This is a genomic window from Polaromonas sp. P1_F2 (assembly GCF_056405735.1).
This window is the reverse complement of record NZ_JBFUBN010000023.1, coordinates 1-16,893: the sequence shown is the minus strand read 5'-3', so window position 1 is coordinate 16,893 and position 16,893 is coordinate 1. Positions and strand designations below refer to the sequence as shown.

The 16,893-nt window shown below is 66.2% G+C and carries 15 protein-coding genes; 6 read left to right on the top strand and 9 right to left on the bottom strand.

Annotated features, from left to right (window positions below):
- Window positions 1-421 precede the first annotated feature (421 nt).
- Genes AC1D0O_RS24945 through AC1D0O_RS24910 form a run of 8 tightly spaced genes read right to left on the bottom strand, consistent with a single transcriptional unit; the run spans window position 422 to window position 8,601 of the window.
- On the bottom strand, window positions 422-1,396 hold the full coding sequence (locus tag AC1D0O_RS24945) for a Bug family tripartite tricarboxylate transporter substrate binding protein (RefSeq protein WP_477656169.1): 975 nt from the start codon (window positions 1,394-1,396) through the stop codon (window positions 422-424).
- Window positions 1,397-1,432: 36 nt separating this feature from the next.
- The gene (locus tag AC1D0O_RS24940; protein WP_477656168.1) at window positions 1,433-1,825 is read right to left on the bottom strand and encodes a VOC family protein; all 393 of its coding nucleotides are present in this window, start codon (window positions 1,823-1,825) and stop codon (window positions 1,433-1,435) included.
- Window positions 1,822-2,772 (bottom strand): hydroxymethylglutaryl-CoA lyase, encoded by a 951-nt coding sequence (locus AC1D0O_RS24935; protein WP_477656167.1) that lies wholly within the window; start codon window positions 2,770-2,772, stop codon window positions 1,822-1,824. Before AC1D0O_RS24935 ends, AC1D0O_RS24940 begins: the two co-directional genes overlap by 4 nt.
- Window positions 2,769-4,013: a CaiB/BaiF CoA transferase family protein gene (locus AC1D0O_RS24930; protein ID WP_477656166.1), complete on the bottom strand. Its 1,245-nt coding sequence runs from the start codon at window positions 4,011-4,013 to the stop codon at window positions 2,769-2,771. Before AC1D0O_RS24930 ends, AC1D0O_RS24935 begins: the two co-directional genes overlap by 4 nt.
- A gap of 36 nt (window positions 4,014-4,049) precedes the next feature.
- Window positions 4,050-4,982: a LysR family transcriptional regulator gene (locus AC1D0O_RS24925; protein WP_477656165.1), complete on the bottom strand. Its 933-nt coding sequence runs from the start codon at window positions 4,980-4,982 to the stop codon at window positions 4,050-4,052.
- Window positions 4,983-5,011: 29 nt separating this feature from the next.
- On the bottom strand, window positions 5,012-5,344 hold the full coding sequence (locus AC1D0O_RS24920; RefSeq protein ID WP_477656164.1) for a polyhydroxyalkanoic acid system family protein: 333 nt from the start codon (window positions 5,342-5,344) through the stop codon (window positions 5,012-5,014).
- Window positions 5,337-6,452, bottom strand: a complete 1,116-nt coding sequence (locus AC1D0O_RS24915) for an aminopeptidase (RefSeq protein WP_477656163.1) — start codon at window positions 6,450-6,452, stop codon at window positions 5,337-5,339. The genes AC1D0O_RS24920 and AC1D0O_RS24915 overlap by 8 nt, the downstream gene beginning before the upstream one ends.
- Window positions 6,453-6,471: 19 nt before the next feature.
- Window positions 6,472-8,601 (bottom strand): molybdopterin-containing oxidoreductase family protein, encoded by a 2,130-nt coding sequence (locus AC1D0O_RS24910; RefSeq protein ID WP_477656162.1) that lies wholly within the window; start codon window positions 8,599-8,601, stop codon window positions 6,472-6,474.
- A gap of 75 nt (window positions 8,602-8,676) precedes the next feature.
- On the opposite strand from AC1D0O_RS24910, the gene AC1D0O_RS24905 reads away from it, so the two are divergent.
- Together AC1D0O_RS24905 and AC1D0O_RS24900 are read left to right on the top strand one after the other, a co-directional pair.
- Window positions 8,677-9,810 (top strand): ABC transporter substrate-binding protein, encoded by a 1,134-nt coding sequence (locus AC1D0O_RS24905; protein WP_477656161.1) that lies wholly within the window; start codon window positions 8,677-8,679, stop codon window positions 9,808-9,810.
- 147 nt (window positions 9,811-9,957) lie between these two features.
- Window positions 9,958-11,088 carry an ABC transporter substrate-binding protein gene (locus AC1D0O_RS24900; protein ID WP_477656160.1) on the top strand — a complete coding sequence of 377 codons (1,131 nt, stop codon included), beginning with the start codon at window positions 9,958-9,960 and terminating at the stop codon, window positions 11,086-11,088.
- 174 nt (window positions 11,089-11,262) lie between these two features.
- Here the strand turns inward: AC1D0O_RS24900 and argE are convergent, their stop codons facing one another.
- A complete protein-coding gene (argE, locus tag AC1D0O_RS24895; protein ID WP_477656159.1) occupies window positions 11,263-12,471 on the bottom strand; it encodes an acetylornithine deacetylase in 1,209 nt (402 codons plus the stop codon).
- Between the two features lie 83 nt (window positions 12,472-12,554).
- Here argE and AC1D0O_RS24890 point away from each other — a divergent pair, with 83 nt between their 5' ends.
- The 4 genes from AC1D0O_RS24890 (at window position 12,555) to AC1D0O_RS24875 (ending at window position 16,640) form a co-directional block, all read left to right on the top strand.
- Window positions 12,555-13,439: a decaprenyl-phosphate phosphoribosyltransferase gene (locus AC1D0O_RS24890; RefSeq protein WP_477656158.1), complete on the top strand. Its 885-nt coding sequence runs from the start codon at window positions 12,555-12,557 to the stop codon at window positions 13,437-13,439.
- The gene (locus tag AC1D0O_RS24885; protein ID WP_477656157.1) at window positions 13,436-14,383 is read left to right on the top strand and encodes a lysylphosphatidylglycerol synthase transmembrane domain-containing protein; all 948 of its coding nucleotides are present in this window, start codon (window positions 13,436-13,438) and stop codon (window positions 14,381-14,383) included. The genes AC1D0O_RS24890 and AC1D0O_RS24885 overlap by 4 nt, the downstream gene beginning before the upstream one ends.
- Before the next feature lie 62 nt (window positions 14,384-14,445).
- Complete coding sequence (locus tag AC1D0O_RS24880) at window positions 14,446-15,993, top strand: ArnT family glycosyltransferase (RefSeq protein ID WP_477656156.1); 1,548 nt, start codon at window positions 14,446-14,448, stop codon at window positions 15,991-15,993.
- A complete protein-coding gene (locus AC1D0O_RS24875; protein WP_477656155.1) occupies window positions 15,981-16,640 on the top strand; it encodes an HAD family hydrolase in 660 nt (219 codons plus the stop codon). Before AC1D0O_RS24880 ends, AC1D0O_RS24875 begins: the two co-directional genes overlap by 13 nt.
- Window positions 16,641-16,893: the final 253 nt, after the last annotated feature.

The window sequence follows — 16,893 nt, the reverse complement described above, 5'->3', positions numbered from 1 at the left end:
GATCCGCTTGTCTCTGCGCTCCTCGGCCCAGCCAGGACGGGGCAATCGGGATCGGGAACCAAAGACAGAAATACCAAGAAGACAAATACAAACAAGGACTCGCCTTGGCGAGTCCTTGTGGTTTTCAGTATTCGGTTTTCTGTCTTCGGCTATTTGGTATTTCTCTTCCCCGCTCCCACCCCTTGTGGATGCGCCGAGGAGCGCAGGGCCAGACGGATCAGGGATCGCGTTGTCTGAGCGAAGCGAGTTTAGCGAGACCCCGTCTGGACCGAGCACCGCAGGTTGCCCGTAGCGAAGCGGAGGGACGCAGCAACCAGGGTCGCCTTTTCTTTTGCTTACTTTTCTTTTGGCGAAGCAAAAGAAAAGTGAGTAGCCGCCGGGCTACCCCCGGCCAGCCAGCCCCAGCAGAGATAACAAAAACTCAATCCGCCTTGATATTGGCCAACTTCACAATCCGCCCCCACATCTTCCGCTCGTTATCCCCCAAAGCAGCCAGCTCGGCACCACCCATGACCACAGCCTTGGCCCCTTGCTCTTCGGCGCGCTTCTTGAAGCCTTCCGACTCCACCACCTGCTTGATCGCCAGCGACAGCCGGCCTTGCAGGTCGGCGGACAAGCCCGTCGGCCCGTAGACCGCGAACCACGAGGAGGCCACCAGCGGCACGCCGGCTTCGGTGGCGGTCGGCACGTTGGGCTGCGCGGCCAGGCGGGTGCGGCCGGTGACCATCAGCGCCTTGAGCTTGCCGGCGCGGATATGGGGCAACAGCGGAGGCGGCGTGGTGATGGTGAAGTCCACGGTGCCGGCCAGCAGGTCGGTGAGCGCCGGGCCGGTACCGCGGTAGGGGATGTGCACCATAAAGGTCTTGGTCAGGTCCTTGAGCAGCTCGGTGGTCACGTGCTGCAACGATCCGTTGCCGCTGGAGGCGTAGTTGACCTTGCCGGGGTTGGCCTTCACGTACTTGAGGAAGTCCGCGAAGTTGTCGGCCGGGAAGTTGCCGCGCACCACCAGCAGTTGCGGCGCGTCTATCAAGTGGCCCAGGGGCTTGAGGTTGGTCGCCGGGTCGAAGCCCGCCACCGGCTGGATCAGCGGCGTGATGCACTGGTAGCCTGAGTACTGCACCAGCAGGCTGGTGCCGTCGGCCGGGGCGCGCGCCACCATCTGGCCGGCAATGTTGCCGTTGCCGCCGCCGCGATTGTCCACGACCACCGAGGTCTGAAGGATTTTTCCCAGCGGCTCGGCCAGCATGCGCGCCGCGATGCCGGTGGTGCCGCCGGCCGCCGTGGGCACGACCAGCGTGACGGGCTTTCCGGCGAGCTGCGCGCGCACCGGGTTAAGCCAGGCGGCCGTGCTGAGCCCGGCGACGGTGAGCAGTGTTCTGCGGGAAATAAAAGTCATGGTCTTGTCTCCAGTCATAGTTTTAGGATGCCGTTTTTAGGCGGGTTCGGAAATCTCTATCAAATTCAGGTCGGGGTCGCGCACATAGACCGAGCGGATCTTTTGCGTGGCGCCGGTGCGCAGCACGGGGCCTCCAATCACCGGCCAATGCTCGCGCTCAAGGCGGGCGATCACGTCGGCAAGCGGGACGCTGGCCAGAAAGCACAGGTCCAGCGCGCCCGGTACCGGCAGGCGGGCCTTGGGCTCGAACTCGCGGCCTTTGACGTGCAGGTTGATCTTCTGCTGGCCGAACTTGAAGGCCTTGCGTTCCACGGGCGGCGTGCCGCCGGTGAAGGTTTCCAGCGTCATGCCGAGTACGCGGGTGTAGAAATCCACGCAGGCTTGTTCGTCATTCGTGGTCAGCACGAGGTGGTCAAGACTGGCGATCATGCCGACGCCGCCCTCAGTTCCGCCACATAGGGTGGCGGTGCATGCAGGTCGGTGATGCGGCCGGCCTTGCCGACCTGGCCGGGCACTTCATGGCCGACGATGGCCGGCATCTGCCGAGCCACTTCCAGCAGCCGCGGAATGTCCATGCCGGTGTCGTAACCCATGGCGTCCAGCATGTGGATGGCGTCCTCGCTGCTGATGTTGCCGCTGGCGCCGGGTGCATAGGGACAGCCGCCCAGGCCGCCCAGCGAGCCGTCAAAGCGTGTGATGCCGCCCTGCACCGCGGCCAGCACATTGGCCAGCCCCATGCCGCGCGTGTTGTGGAAGTGCAGGGTCAGCTGCAGGTCTATGAAGCGCTGCTGCAGCAGCTCGACCATGCGGGCGACCTGGGCCGGATGGGCCATGCCGGTGGTGTCGCAAATCGTGAGGCCGCGCACGCGGTCCGCGCCGAAGGCGGCAAAGCGCTCGCTCCAGCGCAGCACTTCCTCCTCGGCCACCTCGCCCTCCATCGGGCAGCCGAAGCAGCAGGACAGCGACACATTGATGGGCGTGCGTCCGTCCACATGGCGAATCACGTCGGACAGCGCGGAAAAACTTTTCTCGCGCGGCATGCGCAGGTTGGCGAGGTTGTGGGTTTCCGACACCGACATCACGAGGTTGAGCTCGTCGGCGCGCGACTCCAGTGCGCGCTCCGCGCCGCGCAGGTTGGGCACCAGTACCGTGTATTCCACGCCGGGCGCGCGGCGTATGCGGCCCATCACTTCCTCGGCGTCACGCAGCATGGGAATGGCCTTGGGCGAGGTGAAGGAAGTCACCTCGATCTTGGCGTAGCCGCAGCCGCTCAGCGCGTCGACCAGCGCGACCTTGTCGTCGGTGGCGATGAAGTTGGGTTCGATCTGGAAGCCGTCGCGCGTGGCGACCTCATTGAAGTAGATGCGTTTTTTCATGCTGCGTCCGCGTCCTTTCCGGCCACGATGCCCTTGTCCTTGAGCGCCTGGATCTGCGCGGGTGAAAGCCCCATTTCACTGAGCACCGCATCGGTGTCCTGGCCCACCTGCGGCGCATTTCGGCGGTGGCCGCCCGGCGTGCGCGAGAGTTTGGGCACGATGCCGGGCACGGCCAGCAGGCTGCCGTCGTCCATGCGCACCTCGTCGAGCATGCCGCGCGCTTGGTAGTGCGGGTCGGCCGCGATGTCGGCCACGGTGTAGATGCGGCCCGCGGGCACAGAAACCTTGTCGAGCGCTGCCAGTACCTCGTCCACCGTGAGGCCCAAAGTCCATTGGCCTATGGCCGCGTCGATTTCCTCGACGCGCGCCACGCGGCCGGCGTTGTCGGCCAGGGCCGGGTCGCTGCCCAGGTCGGCGCGGCCTATGGTGGCCATGAGCCGCTTGAAGATGCTGTCGCCATTGCCCGCAACCAGGGCATAACCACCGTCTTTGCACAGGTAGGCATTGCTGGGTGCGATGCCGGGCAGGGCGCTGCCGGCCGCGCCGCGCACCGCGCCGAAAGCGCTGTATTCGGGCAGCAGGCTTTCCATGCAGTTGAACACCGCTTCATAGAGCGCGACGTCTATCACCTGGCCCTTGCCGGAGCGCTGGCGCTCCTGCATGGCCAGCAGGATGCCGATCACGCCGTGTAGCGCGGCCAGTGTGTCGCCTATGCTCACGCCCACGCGCACCGGCACGCGGCCCGGCTCGGCCGTCAGGTGGCGCAGGCCGCTCATGGCCTCGGCCACCACGCCGAAGCCCGGCTTGTCGCGGTAGGGGCCGGTCTGGCCGTAGCCGCTGATGCGCAGCATGATGAGGCGCGGGTTCAGCGCCAGCAGTTCGTCGGGCCCCAGGCCCCAGCCTTCCATGGCGCCGGGGCGGAAGTTCTCGATCAGCACGTCGGCATCGGCGGCCAGCCGGCGCACGATGTCCTGCGCCTCGGGGCTTTTGAGGTCCAGCGCCACCGAGCGCTTGTTGCGCGACTGCACCTGCCACCAGACCGAGGTGCCGTCTTTCAGCAAACGCCATTTGCGCAGCGGGTCGCCCGCGCCCGGGGTTTCGACCTTGATGATGTCGGCGCCGAAGTCCGCCAGTGTCTTGGCGGCGAAGGGCCCGGCGATCAGCTGGCCCAGCTCCAGCACTTTGAGGCCGGCAAGCGGGCCGGAGGCGACGGGAGTGGGAAGGGATTGTTCAGTGGCCATGGGCGGCAGTGTGCAGCCCGCAGCCCACCCCGTCTATTACCGCTTTGGGGCCCGGGCTTTCGCGTTTTGCGAAGGCTGCACCAGGAAGTCCACCAGCGCGGTGATGGCCGCATCAGGCTGGCCCGCCATGGTGGCTGCCAGCAGGCGGCGCCTGGCCCAGGCGTCGGCCAGCGGCCGCCAGCCCAGCTTCATGCTTTTGATGATGGGCAGCGTGGCGCCCTTGGGCAGGATGGCCACGCCCAGGCCGGAGGCCACCATGTGGCACACCGCGTCGAAGCTGCGCACCTGCATGCGAAGCTTGAGCGGGCGGTTCGCTGCCAGCGCGGCCTGCTGCTGCTTTTGCAGCATGGCGGCGCCGGCGGTCAGGCTGATCCATTCCTCGTCGAGCGCGTCGGCGAAAGCCAGCGGCGCCTTGCTGCGCGCGAGGGCATGGCCGGCCGGCAGGATCAGCACCAGTTCGTCTTCGCGAAACAGGCGGGTGTCCAGGCCCGTGGTGTCGGGCCCCTCGACAAACACCGCCGCGTCGGCCCGGCCTTCGCGCAGCGTGGTCACCACCGCCTCGGACACCTGCTCCTCGAGGTCGATGTGCATCTGCGGGTGCAGCTCGCCGTAACGCGCGAGCAGCGGCGGCAGGAACTGGCTGATAGCCGCACTGCTGGCGCACAGGCGTATGTGGCGCGCGATGCCGCGCCGCAAGTCGGCCAGTTCGCCGCCCAGCTGTTCCATGGTTTGCAGCAAGGTCAGGCCATGTTTGACGAAGACGCGCCCGGCCGCCGTCGGCAGCAGGCCGCGCGCGTGGCGCTCGAACAGGGCCTCGCCCAGCGCGTCTTCCAGCTCACGTATGCGCCGGCTGGCCGCGGCCAGCGCCAGGTGCGAGTCGCGCGCCGCGGCGGTCAGACTGCCGGTTTGGGCGCAGGCCACCGCCAGGCGCACGGAAACCAGGTCGAAGCGGGCCAGGTTGTAGCTCACGGGCAGCGCCCTTGAATTTCAGTAGCTTCTCAGGCGGCCTTCTTTTTAGCCGCGGCCTTTTTGGCGGCGGGTTTCTTTGCGATCAGCGTGTCCAGGTTTTTCACGATCTCGCCTTCAATTTTGTCCTTGAAGGCGCCCAGCAGAAAGCCGAGCCTGGCGTTGAGGTCAAAACTGTCTTTGGTGACCGCCAGCGTGCCGCTGACGCCCGAGCGGGTGAAGCTGACCAGGTCTTCGGTCTTGCCCTCTTCGTAGGTGCATTCCATGTCGAACTTTTCTTCGACCTGCTCGGCCCACTTGAAGGCGATCTTGCGTGCCTCAAGAAGGCCCAAGGTGTGTTCGCGCTGGATGTGGATGTCAGCCATTCGAGGTCTCCGTGTTGTTGTGGGTGTTGTGCATTTGAAGCGCTTTGCGCCGTTCTTCTTTGGGCAGCCCGGCCAGCCCTTTGACCGCATCATAAAACCGTTGCCAGTCGCGGCCTTCGTGCTCGAACAAAGCCTCGAAGCCGGGCACCAGCTCATCATAGGCGGCCTGCGCGCCGAAGGCCGCGTTGTTGGCGCGCGCCACCCAGGGGTCGTAGCCCGCGAAGCCGTCCCACGAAGCCTTGAGGCTGGCGTAGCCCTCGCGAAAACGCTGGAGCGCCTGGGCTTTCAGGGCGGCCTGCGCGGCTTTGCCGGCGTCCGTCACCGGTTTTTTGTCGTAGATCGCGGCGAGTTCAAGCCGTGTGGCCAGCGCCAGCGCGCGGAACTGCCGGCGCCGCCCGTCGAATTGGGCGTAGTCCTGCTGGGCCTTCAGGTTGCCCCTGAGGGCTTCGCTGTCCAGCCAGCGCTGGCTGCCCAGCCGTTCGACGGCGGTGGCGAAAGACTCGTTGAACATGGTGTCGCCGCTGGCGTAAACCACCTGGTGCGCCAGTTCGTGAAAGATCAGCCGCGCAAGTTCGCCTTCGGGATAGCCGATGAAGGTGTTGAGCAGCGGGTCGCCGCCGGCCCAGTTCATCCAGCCCAGCGTCGAATAGGCGGGCACGCCATAGACGCTGGTCTCCAGGCCTTGCGCCTTGAGCCGTTCGGCCTCGGCGCGCGCCTCGGCCTCATTGAAATAGCCGCGGTAGCCCACACAACCCGTGATCGGAAAGCACCAGGTCTTGAGGGTCAGCGAGAACTCGGGCGCAGCCACCACGTTCCAGACCACGGCGCTGCGGCGCAGGTCGGCATAGCGCCGGTAGCTCGGGTTGTCGGGCAGCTTGAGTTCGTTCACGGCAAAGCTGCGTATGCGCTGCGACAGGGCCAGCCGGCTTTTCAGCTGCTCGGAGGCCTGCGCGTCGCCCAGCCAGTCGTCCACCGGGCGGGCTGCGTTGAGCATCTGCAGGTGGCCGCTGACGGACTGCCAGTAATAGCCCAGGTCGGCGCAGCCCGCCAGGCCCAGGCCCGCGGCCAGCGCCACGGCCAGCGTGCGTTTGAGCGTGCCGCGTTTCACCGGAACTCCGTTCAGGCGCTCAGGCGGCCTGCGGCTCGCGCTGCACCTGCACCAGGCAGTCGTAAAACACCGGGCCGCGGCCCATGTCGGTCAGGTGCTGGCTGGTGAGCTGGTTGACGTTGGTGCCGTCCAGGCCCAGCTTGCGCCACCAGATGCCCAGGCCGTTGACCACGCCGGGACGGGCCCGCGTGGAAACCTCGGCCTTGACCCGGTACTCGCCGCGCTGGTTGAAAACCTTGACGATGGCGCCCGTGGTGATGCCGCGCGCCGCGGCGTCGTCGGCGTGGATCTCCAGCACCGGCTCGGCCTCGATGTCGCGCAGGCTTTTGACGTTGACGAAGCTCGAATTCAGGAAGTTGCGCGCCGGCGGCGAGATCATGGCCAGCGGGAACTGCGCCGAGCTGCCCGCGGTTTCATGGTTGGGTACGTGGCCGGGCAGGCCGTCAGAGCCTTCGGCCGCCAGCCGTGCGCTGAAGAATTCGCAGCGGCCCGAGGCCGTGGGGAAGTTGCCGTCGGAAAAGGGCGCGTCGGGCAGGTCCAGCGTGGCGAAGCCCTTGTCCAGCAGTTGCTGGAAGTCGACCTTGTCGCCGAACACCGCGCGGCACAGCTGCTCGTCGCTGTCGGCAAAGCAGGGCTCATCCAAACCCATATGGGCAGCCAGTTCTCGGAATATCTGGGTGTTGGGCTTGGCCTGGCCCAGCGGCGCGATGGCCGGGCGATTCAGCAGCGCGTCGGTGTGGCCGTAGGCGCCGTGCACGTCCCAGTGCTCCAGCTGCGTGGTGGCCGGCAGGATGTAATCGGCGTAATCGGCGGTGTCGGTCTGGAAGTGCTCGAGCACCACGGTGAACAGGTCTTCGCGCGCAAAACCCTGCACCACCTTGCCGGACTCGGGCGCCACCGCCACCGGGTTGCTGTTGTAGACGATGAGCGCCTCGATTTTGGGGCCGAATTGCGGTGAGGCCGGCGCCAGCAAGGCGTTGCCTATGGTGCTCATGTTGATGGTGCGCGGCTGCCGGCCCTTGAGCAGTTCGGGCCGCTGCAGCGCCGCCCTGTCCACCGGGAACTGGCCTGAACTGCTCAGCAGCACGCCGCCGGCGCGGTGCCGCCAGGCTCCTGTGAGCGCGGGCAGGCAGGCGATGGCGCGGGCCGCGTTGCCGCCGCCATGCACGCGCTGCATGCCGTAGTTCAGGCGTATCGCCGCGGGCTGCTTGTTCAGCATGCATTCGCCGTAGTCGCGCGCCAGCGAGCGGATCTGTTCGGCCGGCACGCCGCAGACGGCGGCGGCGCGCTCGGGGCTCCACTGCAGCGCGCGTTCGCGCAGCCCGCCGTCGGGGTCCTGCCAGCCCAGGGTGTGGCGCGCGATGTAGTCGTGGTCCAGCCAGTCGTGGGTGATCAGCTCGTGCATCAGTGCGAGCGCCAGCGCGGCGTCGGTTCCGGGCAGCAGCGCGATGTGCTCGTGGCATTTCTCGGCGGTTTCGCTTCTGCGCGGGTCTATGCAGACGAGCTTGGCGCCGTCGCGTTTGGCCTGCTGCGCATAGCGCCAGAAATGCAGGTTGCTGCCGATGGAGTTGCTGCCCCAGATGATGATCAGTTTGGACTCGGCGAAAAACTCCACCCGCATGCCGACCTTGGCGCCCAGGGTCTGCACCAGGGCCTCACCCCCGGCCGAGGAGCAGATGGTGCGGTCCAGGAAAGACGAACCCAGCCGATTGAAAAAACGCCCGGCCATGCTTTCGCCCTGCACCTGGCCCATGGTGCCGGCATAGCTGTAGGGGACGATGGCTTCGGGCTCGCGCGCCGCGATGGCTTTGAGGCGAGAAGCGATATCGGCCAGTGCGGCCTCCCAGCTCACCGGCTCGAACTGTCCGCTGCCCTTGGGGCCGCTGCGCTTGAGCGGCTGCAGCAGGCGCTCGGGGTGGTAGGTGCGTTCGGTGTAGCGCGAGACCTTGTTGCACAGCACGCCGCCGGTGTGGGGATGGTCGGGGTTGCCCTGCACGCGGGTGGCTACGCCGCCTTCCACTGTGGTCAGCAGCGAGCAGGTGTCCGGGCAGTCGTGCGGGCAGGCGCCGAGCACCTGCACGGCGGCCGGCTTCAGCCCGGCGTCAGGGTGGGCCGTGGCCTTAGGGGAGATGCTGATGGTATTGCTCATGGTTCAACTTTATATTGACAGTCATCGGGGTAACCCGGGGGAGACACATACTTCATGATTACAACAATGAACGGAATGCGGGCATTCCACGCCGCCGCCAGAATCAGCATGGTAGCGGCCCTGGCCGGCTTGCTCGCGACAGGGGCCAAAGCCGAAGACGGTATCAGCAAGACCGCCGTCACGCTGGGCCAGTCCCTGGCGATGACAGGGCCCGGCGCCACACTGGCCCTGCCTTTCGCGCAGGGCGCGCGGCTTTACTTCGACCGCGTCAACGCGGGCGGCGGCGTCAACGGCCGCAAGATCGAGCTCAGCACGCTGGACGACATGGGCAACCCCGACACCACGCTGGCCAACACCAAAAAACTGCTGGACCAGAAAGTGTTCTCGCTGTTCGGCTACTACGGCTCGCCGCAGGTCACCGCCGTCAACCCGCTGCTCAAGGACACGGACATCCTGCTGTTCGCGCCCATGGCCGGCGCCGACGAGCTGCGCGGCTCGCTCTACCCCAATGTCTATTCGGTGCGGCCCGGCTATTCGGAAGAAGCCGCCATGATCACGCGCCACGCCGAAACCCTGGGTATGCGCAAGCTGGCCATCCTGCACGGCAAGGACCCGGAGTCGCTCGCGGCGCTGGACTCGGCCGAGCGCACCATGGGTGGCCTGGGCGCCAACCTTGTGGCCAAGTCGGCCCTTTCGGGCGGCAGCGTCGCCACCAGCGTGGACCAGGTGCTGGGAAAAAAACCCGAATCGGTGCTGGTGATCAGCGACGCCGCGGGCGCGGCCAGCGCCATACGCGACCTGCGCGCCAAGGGCTTTCGCGGGCCCATCTACGGCTTTTCGAGCACCGGTGAAAGCTTGTTGGCCGAACAGTTGGGCGCGGCCGGCGCCGGCGTGGTGGTGGTGCGTGTCACGCCCAAATCGGACAACGCCAAGAGCGTGCTGGTGCGTGAGCTGCAGGCCGACGCGCTGGCGGCCAAGCTCGGCAAGTCCAACGTCTACATGCTCGAAGGCTACATCGCCGCCTGGACCTATACCGAGGCCCTGCGCAAGGCCGGCAAGGATCCGACCCGGGCCAAGCTGCGCAAGGCGCTCGACACCCTGCAGGACCTGAACCTGGGCGGCTTTCGCGTCCACTTCGACGGCGACCGTGTGGGCTCCAAGCTGGTCGAGCTCAGCCTGATCGACGCGACCGGGCGGGTCAGGGAATAGGCCGCATCCGCGAACAGTAGCAAAAAGCTGGCAAATTGCTGACAGACAAAGCTTGAAGTAAGACCAAAGTAGTGACCAATCTCACGGCCTTTCGTCCTGTTACCAAAAGGGTAACCTTACTGTAAGTTGTGTTGCGAGAATGAAGGGATGAATCTCACTCGCAGAAAATTTTCCACCGTCGCCGGCGCTTCCATGCTGGCCGGCTTCAACATCGCCCATGCCCAGGCCGACAAGATCATCTTGGGCCAGTCGGCCCCTTTCACCGGCCCCGCTGCGCAACTGGGCATCCAGTTCTACCAGGGCGCGAAGGTGTACTTCGACCAGGTGAACGAACAGGGTGGCGTCAACAAGCGCCTGATCGAGATCCGCAACCTCGACGATGGCTATGAGCCCGCCCGCTGTGCCGAAAACACCCGCAAGCTGATCGACGACGAGGTGTTTGCCCTGTTTGGCTACATCGGCACACCCACCAGCATCGTCGCCCTGCCGATGGCCACCAAAGACAAGGTCCCGTTTATCGCGCCGTTTACCGGCGCCATGGCCTTGCGTGACCCCTTCAACAAATACGCCTTCCACGTGCGCGCTTCGTATAACGACGAAACCGGCCTTATCGTCAAACAGCTGACCGCCCTGGGGCTGAAAAAAATCGCGGTGTTCTACCAGAACGACGCCTACGGCAAAGCCGGGCTGGACGGCGTGGTGCTGGCCCTGGGTGCGCAGAACCTCAAGCCCGTGGCGCAGGCGACAGTCGAGCGCAATACGGTGGACGTGGCCAAGGCCGTCACCACGCTGGTGGCCGCAGGGCCCGACGCGGTGGTGCAGATCGGTGCTTACAAGGCCTGCGCCGCCTTTATCCGCGAAGCCCGCAAGGCCGGCTATGGCGGCACGTTCTACAACGTGTCGTTTGTCGGCACGCAGGCGCTGGCCGACGAGCTGGGCAAGGATGGAGCAGGCGTGGTGGTGTCGCAGGTCATGCCTTCGCCCTACAACGGAGCGCGGCCGATTGTGCGCGAGTTTACCGACGCGGTGAAGGCGGCCGGCAAGGATGCGAAGGTCAATTTCTCCAGCATGGAGGGCTACGTGGCCGCCAAGGTTTTGGTGGAAGGCCTCAAGCGCGGCGGCGCCAAGATGAGTCGTGAGTCGCTGATCTCCGGCCTGGAGGCCATCGGCACCCAGTCGCTGGGCGGGTTCTCCGTGTCGTTCTCGCCGACGGATCATGTGGCTTCCAGTTTTGTGGAGCTTTCGATGCTGACCGGCGACGGTCGCGTAAGAACTTGACTCCCCCCCGAAGCGGCCTGCGGCCGCCCCGTACCGTCGCCAGAGGCGACGGCTCTTCCGAGCCGTCCAAGCCTGCGCGGGCAGGCTTGGAGCCGCGGCTCTCAGCCCCTCAAGGGGGCGCCACCTGCGGCCCGGCAAAGCCGGTTCCGCGCTGGCCCGCGTGAGGACCGCCTCCTAGCGAAGTTCGCTTGTGTTTGTCAGGCCCTGCATAAAGGCCTGGCAGCGCGCCAGTTGCTCCAGGCTCACGAATTCGTCAGGCTGGTGCGCCTGGGTGATGCTGCCGGGCCCGCACACCACGGTGGGAATCCCCGCGCCCTTGAAGATGCCGGCTTCGGTGCCGAAGGCCACCAGCGTGGTCTGCTCGGTGCCGGCCAGGCGCTGTGCCAGCCGGGTCACGTCGTCGCCGGCCGAGCCCAGGAAGGCCGGCACTTCACAAATCGTCTCAAAGCTGAAGCCCGCGTCGGGCGCGACTTTTTTCATCGCCGGCTGCGCGCGCTCCGCGTAGGCCCGTATTTCGCGCTGCATGGCCAGGGCGTCGGCCGTGGGCAGGTTGCGGAATTCATAGCGGAACTCGGCGTCGCGCGGCACCACGTTGTCGGCGATGCCGCCGTGGAACTGGCCGACGCTGGCGGTGCTGAAGGGCACGTCGAAGCCCTCGTAGCGCGGCTCGTTGGCCTCAAAGCCCTCGGCCATGTCGCGCAGCTTGCCGACCACGCGCGCCGCCATCTCGATGGCGTTGACCGACTGCGGCGTCAGCGAGGAATGCGCTTCCTTGCCGCGCACGCAGCATTTGTAGCGGTAGACACCCTTGTGCGCGGTGGCCGGCACCATGCTGGTGGGTTCGCCGACGATGCAGGCCAGCGGCGCAATGCCGGCGTCCTTCATGTCGGCGATCAGCCCGCGCACGCCCAGGCAGCCGACTTCCTCGTCATAGCTCAGCGCCAGGTGAACCGCGAAAGGCGCCTGGCTGTTGAGGAAATCGCCGGCGTGGGCCAGGGCCATGCCGATAAAACCTTTCATGTCGCAGCTGCCGCGGCCGTAGAGCCGACCGCCCTCGATGGCGGCCGACAGCGGGTCCAGCGTCCAGTCCTGGCCGTCCCAGGGCACGGTATCGGTGTGGCCCGACAGGATGATGCCGGCCGGCTTGCCTTCGCCCAGCGTGGCGAAAAGGTTGGCCTTGGTCTTGCCGGCATTGGTGGTGATGCGGCTGGCCACGCCCAGCCGGGCGAGCTCGTCGCGCACGAAATGGATCAGTTCCAGGTTGCTGTTGTCGCTGACGGTGTTCATGCGCACCAGGGCCTGGATCAGTTCCAGGGCGCGGGGCGAGACGGCGGGCAGGGTGGCGGGAGGGGAGGCGAGGGAGGGGGCGGGTGCAAAAGACATGGCCCCATTTTGGCCGTATTCGGGAATCCCGGTCAGTTATGCTTGAAGCCCGCTTGCCCACGGGGTGTTTCCCTCCCTTCCTGATGCCCTCTTCGCCTTCCTCATCCTCGCCGTCTTCTTCCCCGCTGGCCCTGGTCCGGCTGATGCGGCCGCACCAGTGGCTGAAAAACGTCTTCGTGTTCGCCGGCCTGGTGTTCAGCCAGAACTGGCTGGACACGGCGCTGGATGTGCGCGTCATCCACGCCTTTGCCGCGTTCTGCTGTCTCTCCAGCATGGTCTACATCATCAACGACTGGCATGACCGCGCCAGCGACGCCCTGCACCCGACCAAACGCAAGCGGCCCCTGGCCAGCGGCGCGGTGGCTGTCCCCGTGGCCCTGGTGCTGGCCGGCCTGCTGCTGGTGGCGGGGCTGTTGCTGGCGGCGGGCAACCGGACATTGCTGGTGCTGCTGGCGGCCTATGTGCTGCTCAACCTGGCGTATTCGTGGCGGCTCAAGCAGGTGCCGGTGGTCGATGTGTCCATCATCGCCTCGGGTTTCATGCTGCGCCTGCTGGCCGGCACGGTGGCCGTCGGCATCCCGCCTTCGCGCTGGCTGCTGCTGACCGGTATTTTTGTGGCCCTGTTCCTGGGGTTTGCCAAACGCAAGGCTGAAAGCTTCCATGAAGAGGCCAGCCGGCGCGCCGTGATGGCCCACTACCCGTCCGCCCTGCTGGATACTTTCATGGCCGTGACCATGACCGCCACGCTGACCACCTACAGCCTGTTTGCCACCAGCCCCGAAGCGCAACTGCAGCACGGCGAACGCCTGCTCTACACCGTGCCGGTGGTGATTTTCGGCATGCTGCGCTACACCTACCAGGTGCACCGAGGCCATGGCGAAGACGTGGCGCGCGACATGTTGCGCGACCCCTGGATACTGGCGGCCGGCGCGCTGTGGCTGGCCATTTTCCTGAGTCACCGGCTGTGAACCGCGCACCCGCGCCGGCTACGTTTGGCGGCCTTCCCTTCAAGCGCCTGTTGCTGGTGCTGGGCGTGGTGGCCACGGCCTACGCGGCCGCATTGCTGATTTGGGGCGACAGCCCCAGGGCCTCGCTGGCGCTGCTCTGGTCCTGGACAGGCGCGCAGGCTGCGGGCCTGTGCCTGCTCAACTACCTGCTGCGCGGCCTGCGCTGGCGGCTCTGGATGGCGTACTACGGTCGCCATTTCGGCTGGCTGCAGGGCCTGCGCCTGTACCTCGCGGGCTACGCCTTCACGCCCACGCCCGGCAATGTCGGCGAGGCGGCGCGCGGCCTGATGCTGGCGCGCCAGCCTTTGCGCGCCGGTCAAAGCCTGGCCATCTTCGGTGCCGAACGGCTGGCCGACCTGCTGTGCCTGATGCTGCTGTGCCTGCCCGCCGCCGGCTGGGTGTTGCGGCATCCCGCGATGCAAGCTATATCCACGCTGCTGGGAGGATTGCTGGCAGTCGCCGCGCTGCTCTTGCTGGCCGTGCTGGGCCTGCTCTTCAAGCACCGTGCCCGGCTCTTTGAGAGCCTCCCCTGGCTGCAGGAGGCCTGGCATTGCCTGGCGTTGCGTCCCTGGCTCTGGCTGGGGCTGACCCTGACGGCCTGGGCGGCGCAGGGCGTCGCAGTCTGGTTGATCTGCCGCGGCATGGGGGTACCGCTCGAGCTGCTGACGGCCACGGGCTTTTATGCCCTGGCCATGGTGGCCGGCGCCCTGTCCGCCTTGCCGGCCGGCCTGGGCGGCACCGAGGCTGTGTTGACAGGCCTGCTGGTGGCCCACGGTGCCACGCCCGCGGCGGCGCTGGGTGTCACCGTGCTGGCGCGGCTGCTGACACTGTGGCTGGCGGTGGCCATCGGCGTGCTGGCCTTGCTTTATAGTGCGGCCATCCGCAAGGAAATCAGCTTCCGCTAGCCTACTCCAGCCTTGTCCGCGGCGCGTGTTGCCGCCGGCGCCGTTCCCCATTTCAAGCCTTCATGTCCCAGAACCCCGATTCCGCCGCCTCCGCCGCTTTTCCCGTCATGCTGAGCCGTTGGCTATTGGCCGCCGGCCTGCTTTCGCTCTTGCTGCGGTTCTGGATTTCCGTGACTTTCCCGGTCACCGGCGACGAAGCCTTCTTCTACTGGTGGGGCGTGTACCCCGACTGGGGCTATTCGGATCATCCACCCATGGTCGGCTGGCTGATCGCCCTGATGCGCGCCACGCTGGGCGACAGCCTGTGGTCCATACGCCTGCCCATCGTGCTGCTGCCGCTGGCGCTGGGTGCGGCGCTGTGGTGGGCCCTCAAGCCCGTCGACAGGGTGCGCGCCGCCTGGGCCGTGCTGTTTTTCTGGCTGGCCCCGCTGAACTGGCTCAACACCCTGATCACCACCGACACGCCGCTGATCTTCTGGTCGGCGCTGTCGGTTGCCGCGCTGCTGCGCGCCGAGCGCCGGCAGGCGCTGGACCGCGCCGCGTATGGCCTTTACGCCTTGTCGGGGCTTTTTCTGGGCTGCGCTTTTCTTTCGAAGTATTTCTCGGTGGTGCTGGGTTTCAGCTACCTCGTCTACTTTGTGCTGTACCGCCGCGAGCGGCTGGCCGGTTTGGCCCTGCTGGTGTTGTGCGCCTTGCCCGGCCCGGCGATCAACATCGCCTACAACATGTCGCATGGCTGGTCCAACATCATGTTCAATGTGTACAACCGCAATGAAGATGCCACCTTTGAATGGCGCAAGCCGCTGACCTACATCGGCATGATGGTTTACCTGATCACGCCGGTGGCGGTGTGGATGGCCGTGCGCTACCGCCAGTCGCTGCTGGCGGCGGCTCGCTCGCAACGCCTGCTGGCCTGCCTGGTGGTGGTGCCGCTGCTGTTCTTCGCGCTGCTGTCGGCCAAAAAAGTGATCGGCCTGCACTGGGTGCTGTCCTTTTACCCCTTCGGCTTCGCCTTTTTGGCTTTTGCCCTGCCCGCCGACAGGCTCAAGGCCTGCGCCAAGGGGCTGGCCGTGTTCGCCGGCGTGCATGTGCTGGTGGTGGCCGGGCTCTACATGACCACGCTGGACACCTGGCGCAGCACCAAGCTGTATCCGCAGATCATCCGCAGTTACAAGACCGCCGAGATGCTGAAACAGGTCACGGCGCCCGGCGTGGTGCTGATGGGTGAGGCCTACACGCCGGCGTCGATCTTCGGATTTGAACGCCGCCAGTACATGCCGGTCTTCGGCGTCGGAAAATTCCACGCGCGCCAGGACGACATGCTGGTCGATTTTTCGCTCTACCAGGGCAAGACGATTCGCGTCATCCTCGCCGACAAGCCGCGCCTGGAGGAGTTTGAGCCCTACTTTGCATCGGTGCGTGTGCTGAGTTTCGAGCAGAACGGCGTGCCTTTTTATGCCGTTGAAGGCATGGGCTTCAACTACCCTGCGTACCGCGAAGGTGTGCTGGGCACGGTGTTCAAGCGCTACTACAACATTCCCTTGTGGCTGCCCATGACCGGCTGCCCGTTTTGCCAACGTTATTGCGGGCAGGTGCGATGCTACCGGTAGGCGCCGCCGCCGCCGCAGGCGTGGTGGCCGCCTTCGACTTCGACGGCACGCTGACCCGGCGCGACACCTTCACGGTCTTCCTCGCGCGCGGCCTGGGCTGGCCGCGCTTCCTCTGGGCCCTGCTGCGCTGCTCACCCTGGCTGGCCGCTTATGCACTGCGCCTGGTACCCAACAACGTCGCCAAAGCCAGGCTGATGCAGGCCACGCTGGCCGGCCGCAGCCTCGCCGAAATGCAGGACTGGACGGCACAGTGGCTGGCCAAGGATTTCCCCGGCCAGTTGCGCGAGGACGCGATGGCACGCCTGGCCTGGCACCGCGAGGCCGGGCACTGCTGCGTGATGGTGAGCGCCTCGCCCGACATCTACCTGGCGCAGGTGGCGAAACAATTGGGTTTTGACGTGCTGCTCTGCACTGAAATGGAAGTTGCCGGTGAGGGGGAGGCACGTCGCCTTACGGGGCGGATGCGGACGCCCAATTGCCATGGGGAGCAGAAGGTCGTCAGGCTTCGCGCCTGGGCGGCTGGGCATTTCGGTTCGGCTGGGCTGGAGGGGGTAACTTTGTATGCCTATGGGGATACGTCCGGGGATAAGCCCATGCTTCGGCTGGCTCGGTATGCCTGGTACCGAGGGGAGCCTTGGTCGGAGTGAGTGGCTTCTGTTTCCTCTGCTGAGGGTTGCTGGCCGGGGGTAGCCCGGCGGCTACTCACTTTTCTTTTGCTTCGCCAAAAGAAAAGTAAGCAAAAGAAAAGGCGACCCTGGTTGCTGCGTCCCTTCGCTGCGCTACGGGCAACCTGCGGTGCTCGGTTCAGGCGGGGTCTCGCTAAACTCGCCTTCGGCTCAAACAACGCGATCCCTGATCCGCCTGAACCTGCGCTCCTCGGCGCATCCACAAGGGGAGGGG

What these genes read in the sequence shown, in the direction of transcription:
- argE (WP_477656159.1), bottom strand. Translation starts at nt 12,471, where the DNA reads ATGTCTTTTGCACCCGCCCCCTCCCTCGCCTCCCCTCCCGCCACCCTG.
- AC1D0O_RS24930 (WP_477656166.1), bottom strand. Translation starts at nt 4,013, where the DNA reads ATGGCCACTGAACAATCCCTTCCCACTCCCGTCGCCTCCGGCCCGCTT.
- AC1D0O_RS24940 (WP_477656168.1), bottom strand. Translation starts at nt 1,825, where the DNA reads ATGATCGCCAGTCTTGACCACCTCGTGCTGACCACGAATGACGAACAA.
- AC1D0O_RS24935 (WP_477656167.1), bottom strand. Translation starts at nt 2,772, where the DNA reads ATGAAAAAACGCATCTACTTCAATGAGGTCGCCACGCGCGACGGCTTC.
- AC1D0O_RS24890 (WP_477656158.1), top strand. Translation starts at nt 12,555, where the DNA reads ATGCCCTCTTCGCCTTCCTCATCCTCGCCGTCTTCTTCCCCGCTGGCC.
- AC1D0O_RS24945 (WP_477656169.1), bottom strand. Translation starts at nt 1,396, where the DNA reads ATGACTTTTATTTCCCGCAGAACACTGCTCACCGTCGCCGGGCTCAGC.
- AC1D0O_RS24910 (WP_477656162.1), bottom strand. Translation starts at nt 8,601, where the DNA reads ATGAGCAATACCATCAGCATCTCCCCTAAGGCCACGGCCCACCCTGAC.
- AC1D0O_RS24920 (WP_477656164.1), bottom strand. Translation starts at nt 5,344, where the DNA reads ATGGCTGACATCCACATCCAGCGCGAACACACCTTGGGCCTTCTTGAG.
- AC1D0O_RS24880 (WP_477656156.1), top strand. Translation starts at nt 14,446, where the DNA reads ATGTCCCAGAACCCCGATTCCGCCGCCTCCGCCGCTTTTCCCGTCATG.
- AC1D0O_RS24875 (WP_477656155.1), top strand. Translation starts at nt 15,981, where the DNA reads ATGCTACCGGTAGGCGCCGCCGCCGCCGCAGGCGTGGTGGCCGCCTTC.
- AC1D0O_RS24900 (WP_477656160.1), top strand. Translation starts at nt 9,958, where the DNA reads ATGAATCTCACTCGCAGAAAATTTTCCACCGTCGCCGGCGCTTCCATG.
- AC1D0O_RS24905 (WP_477656161.1), top strand. Translation starts at nt 8,677, where the DNA reads ATGCGGGCATTCCACGCCGCCGCCAGAATCAGCATGGTAGCGGCCCTG.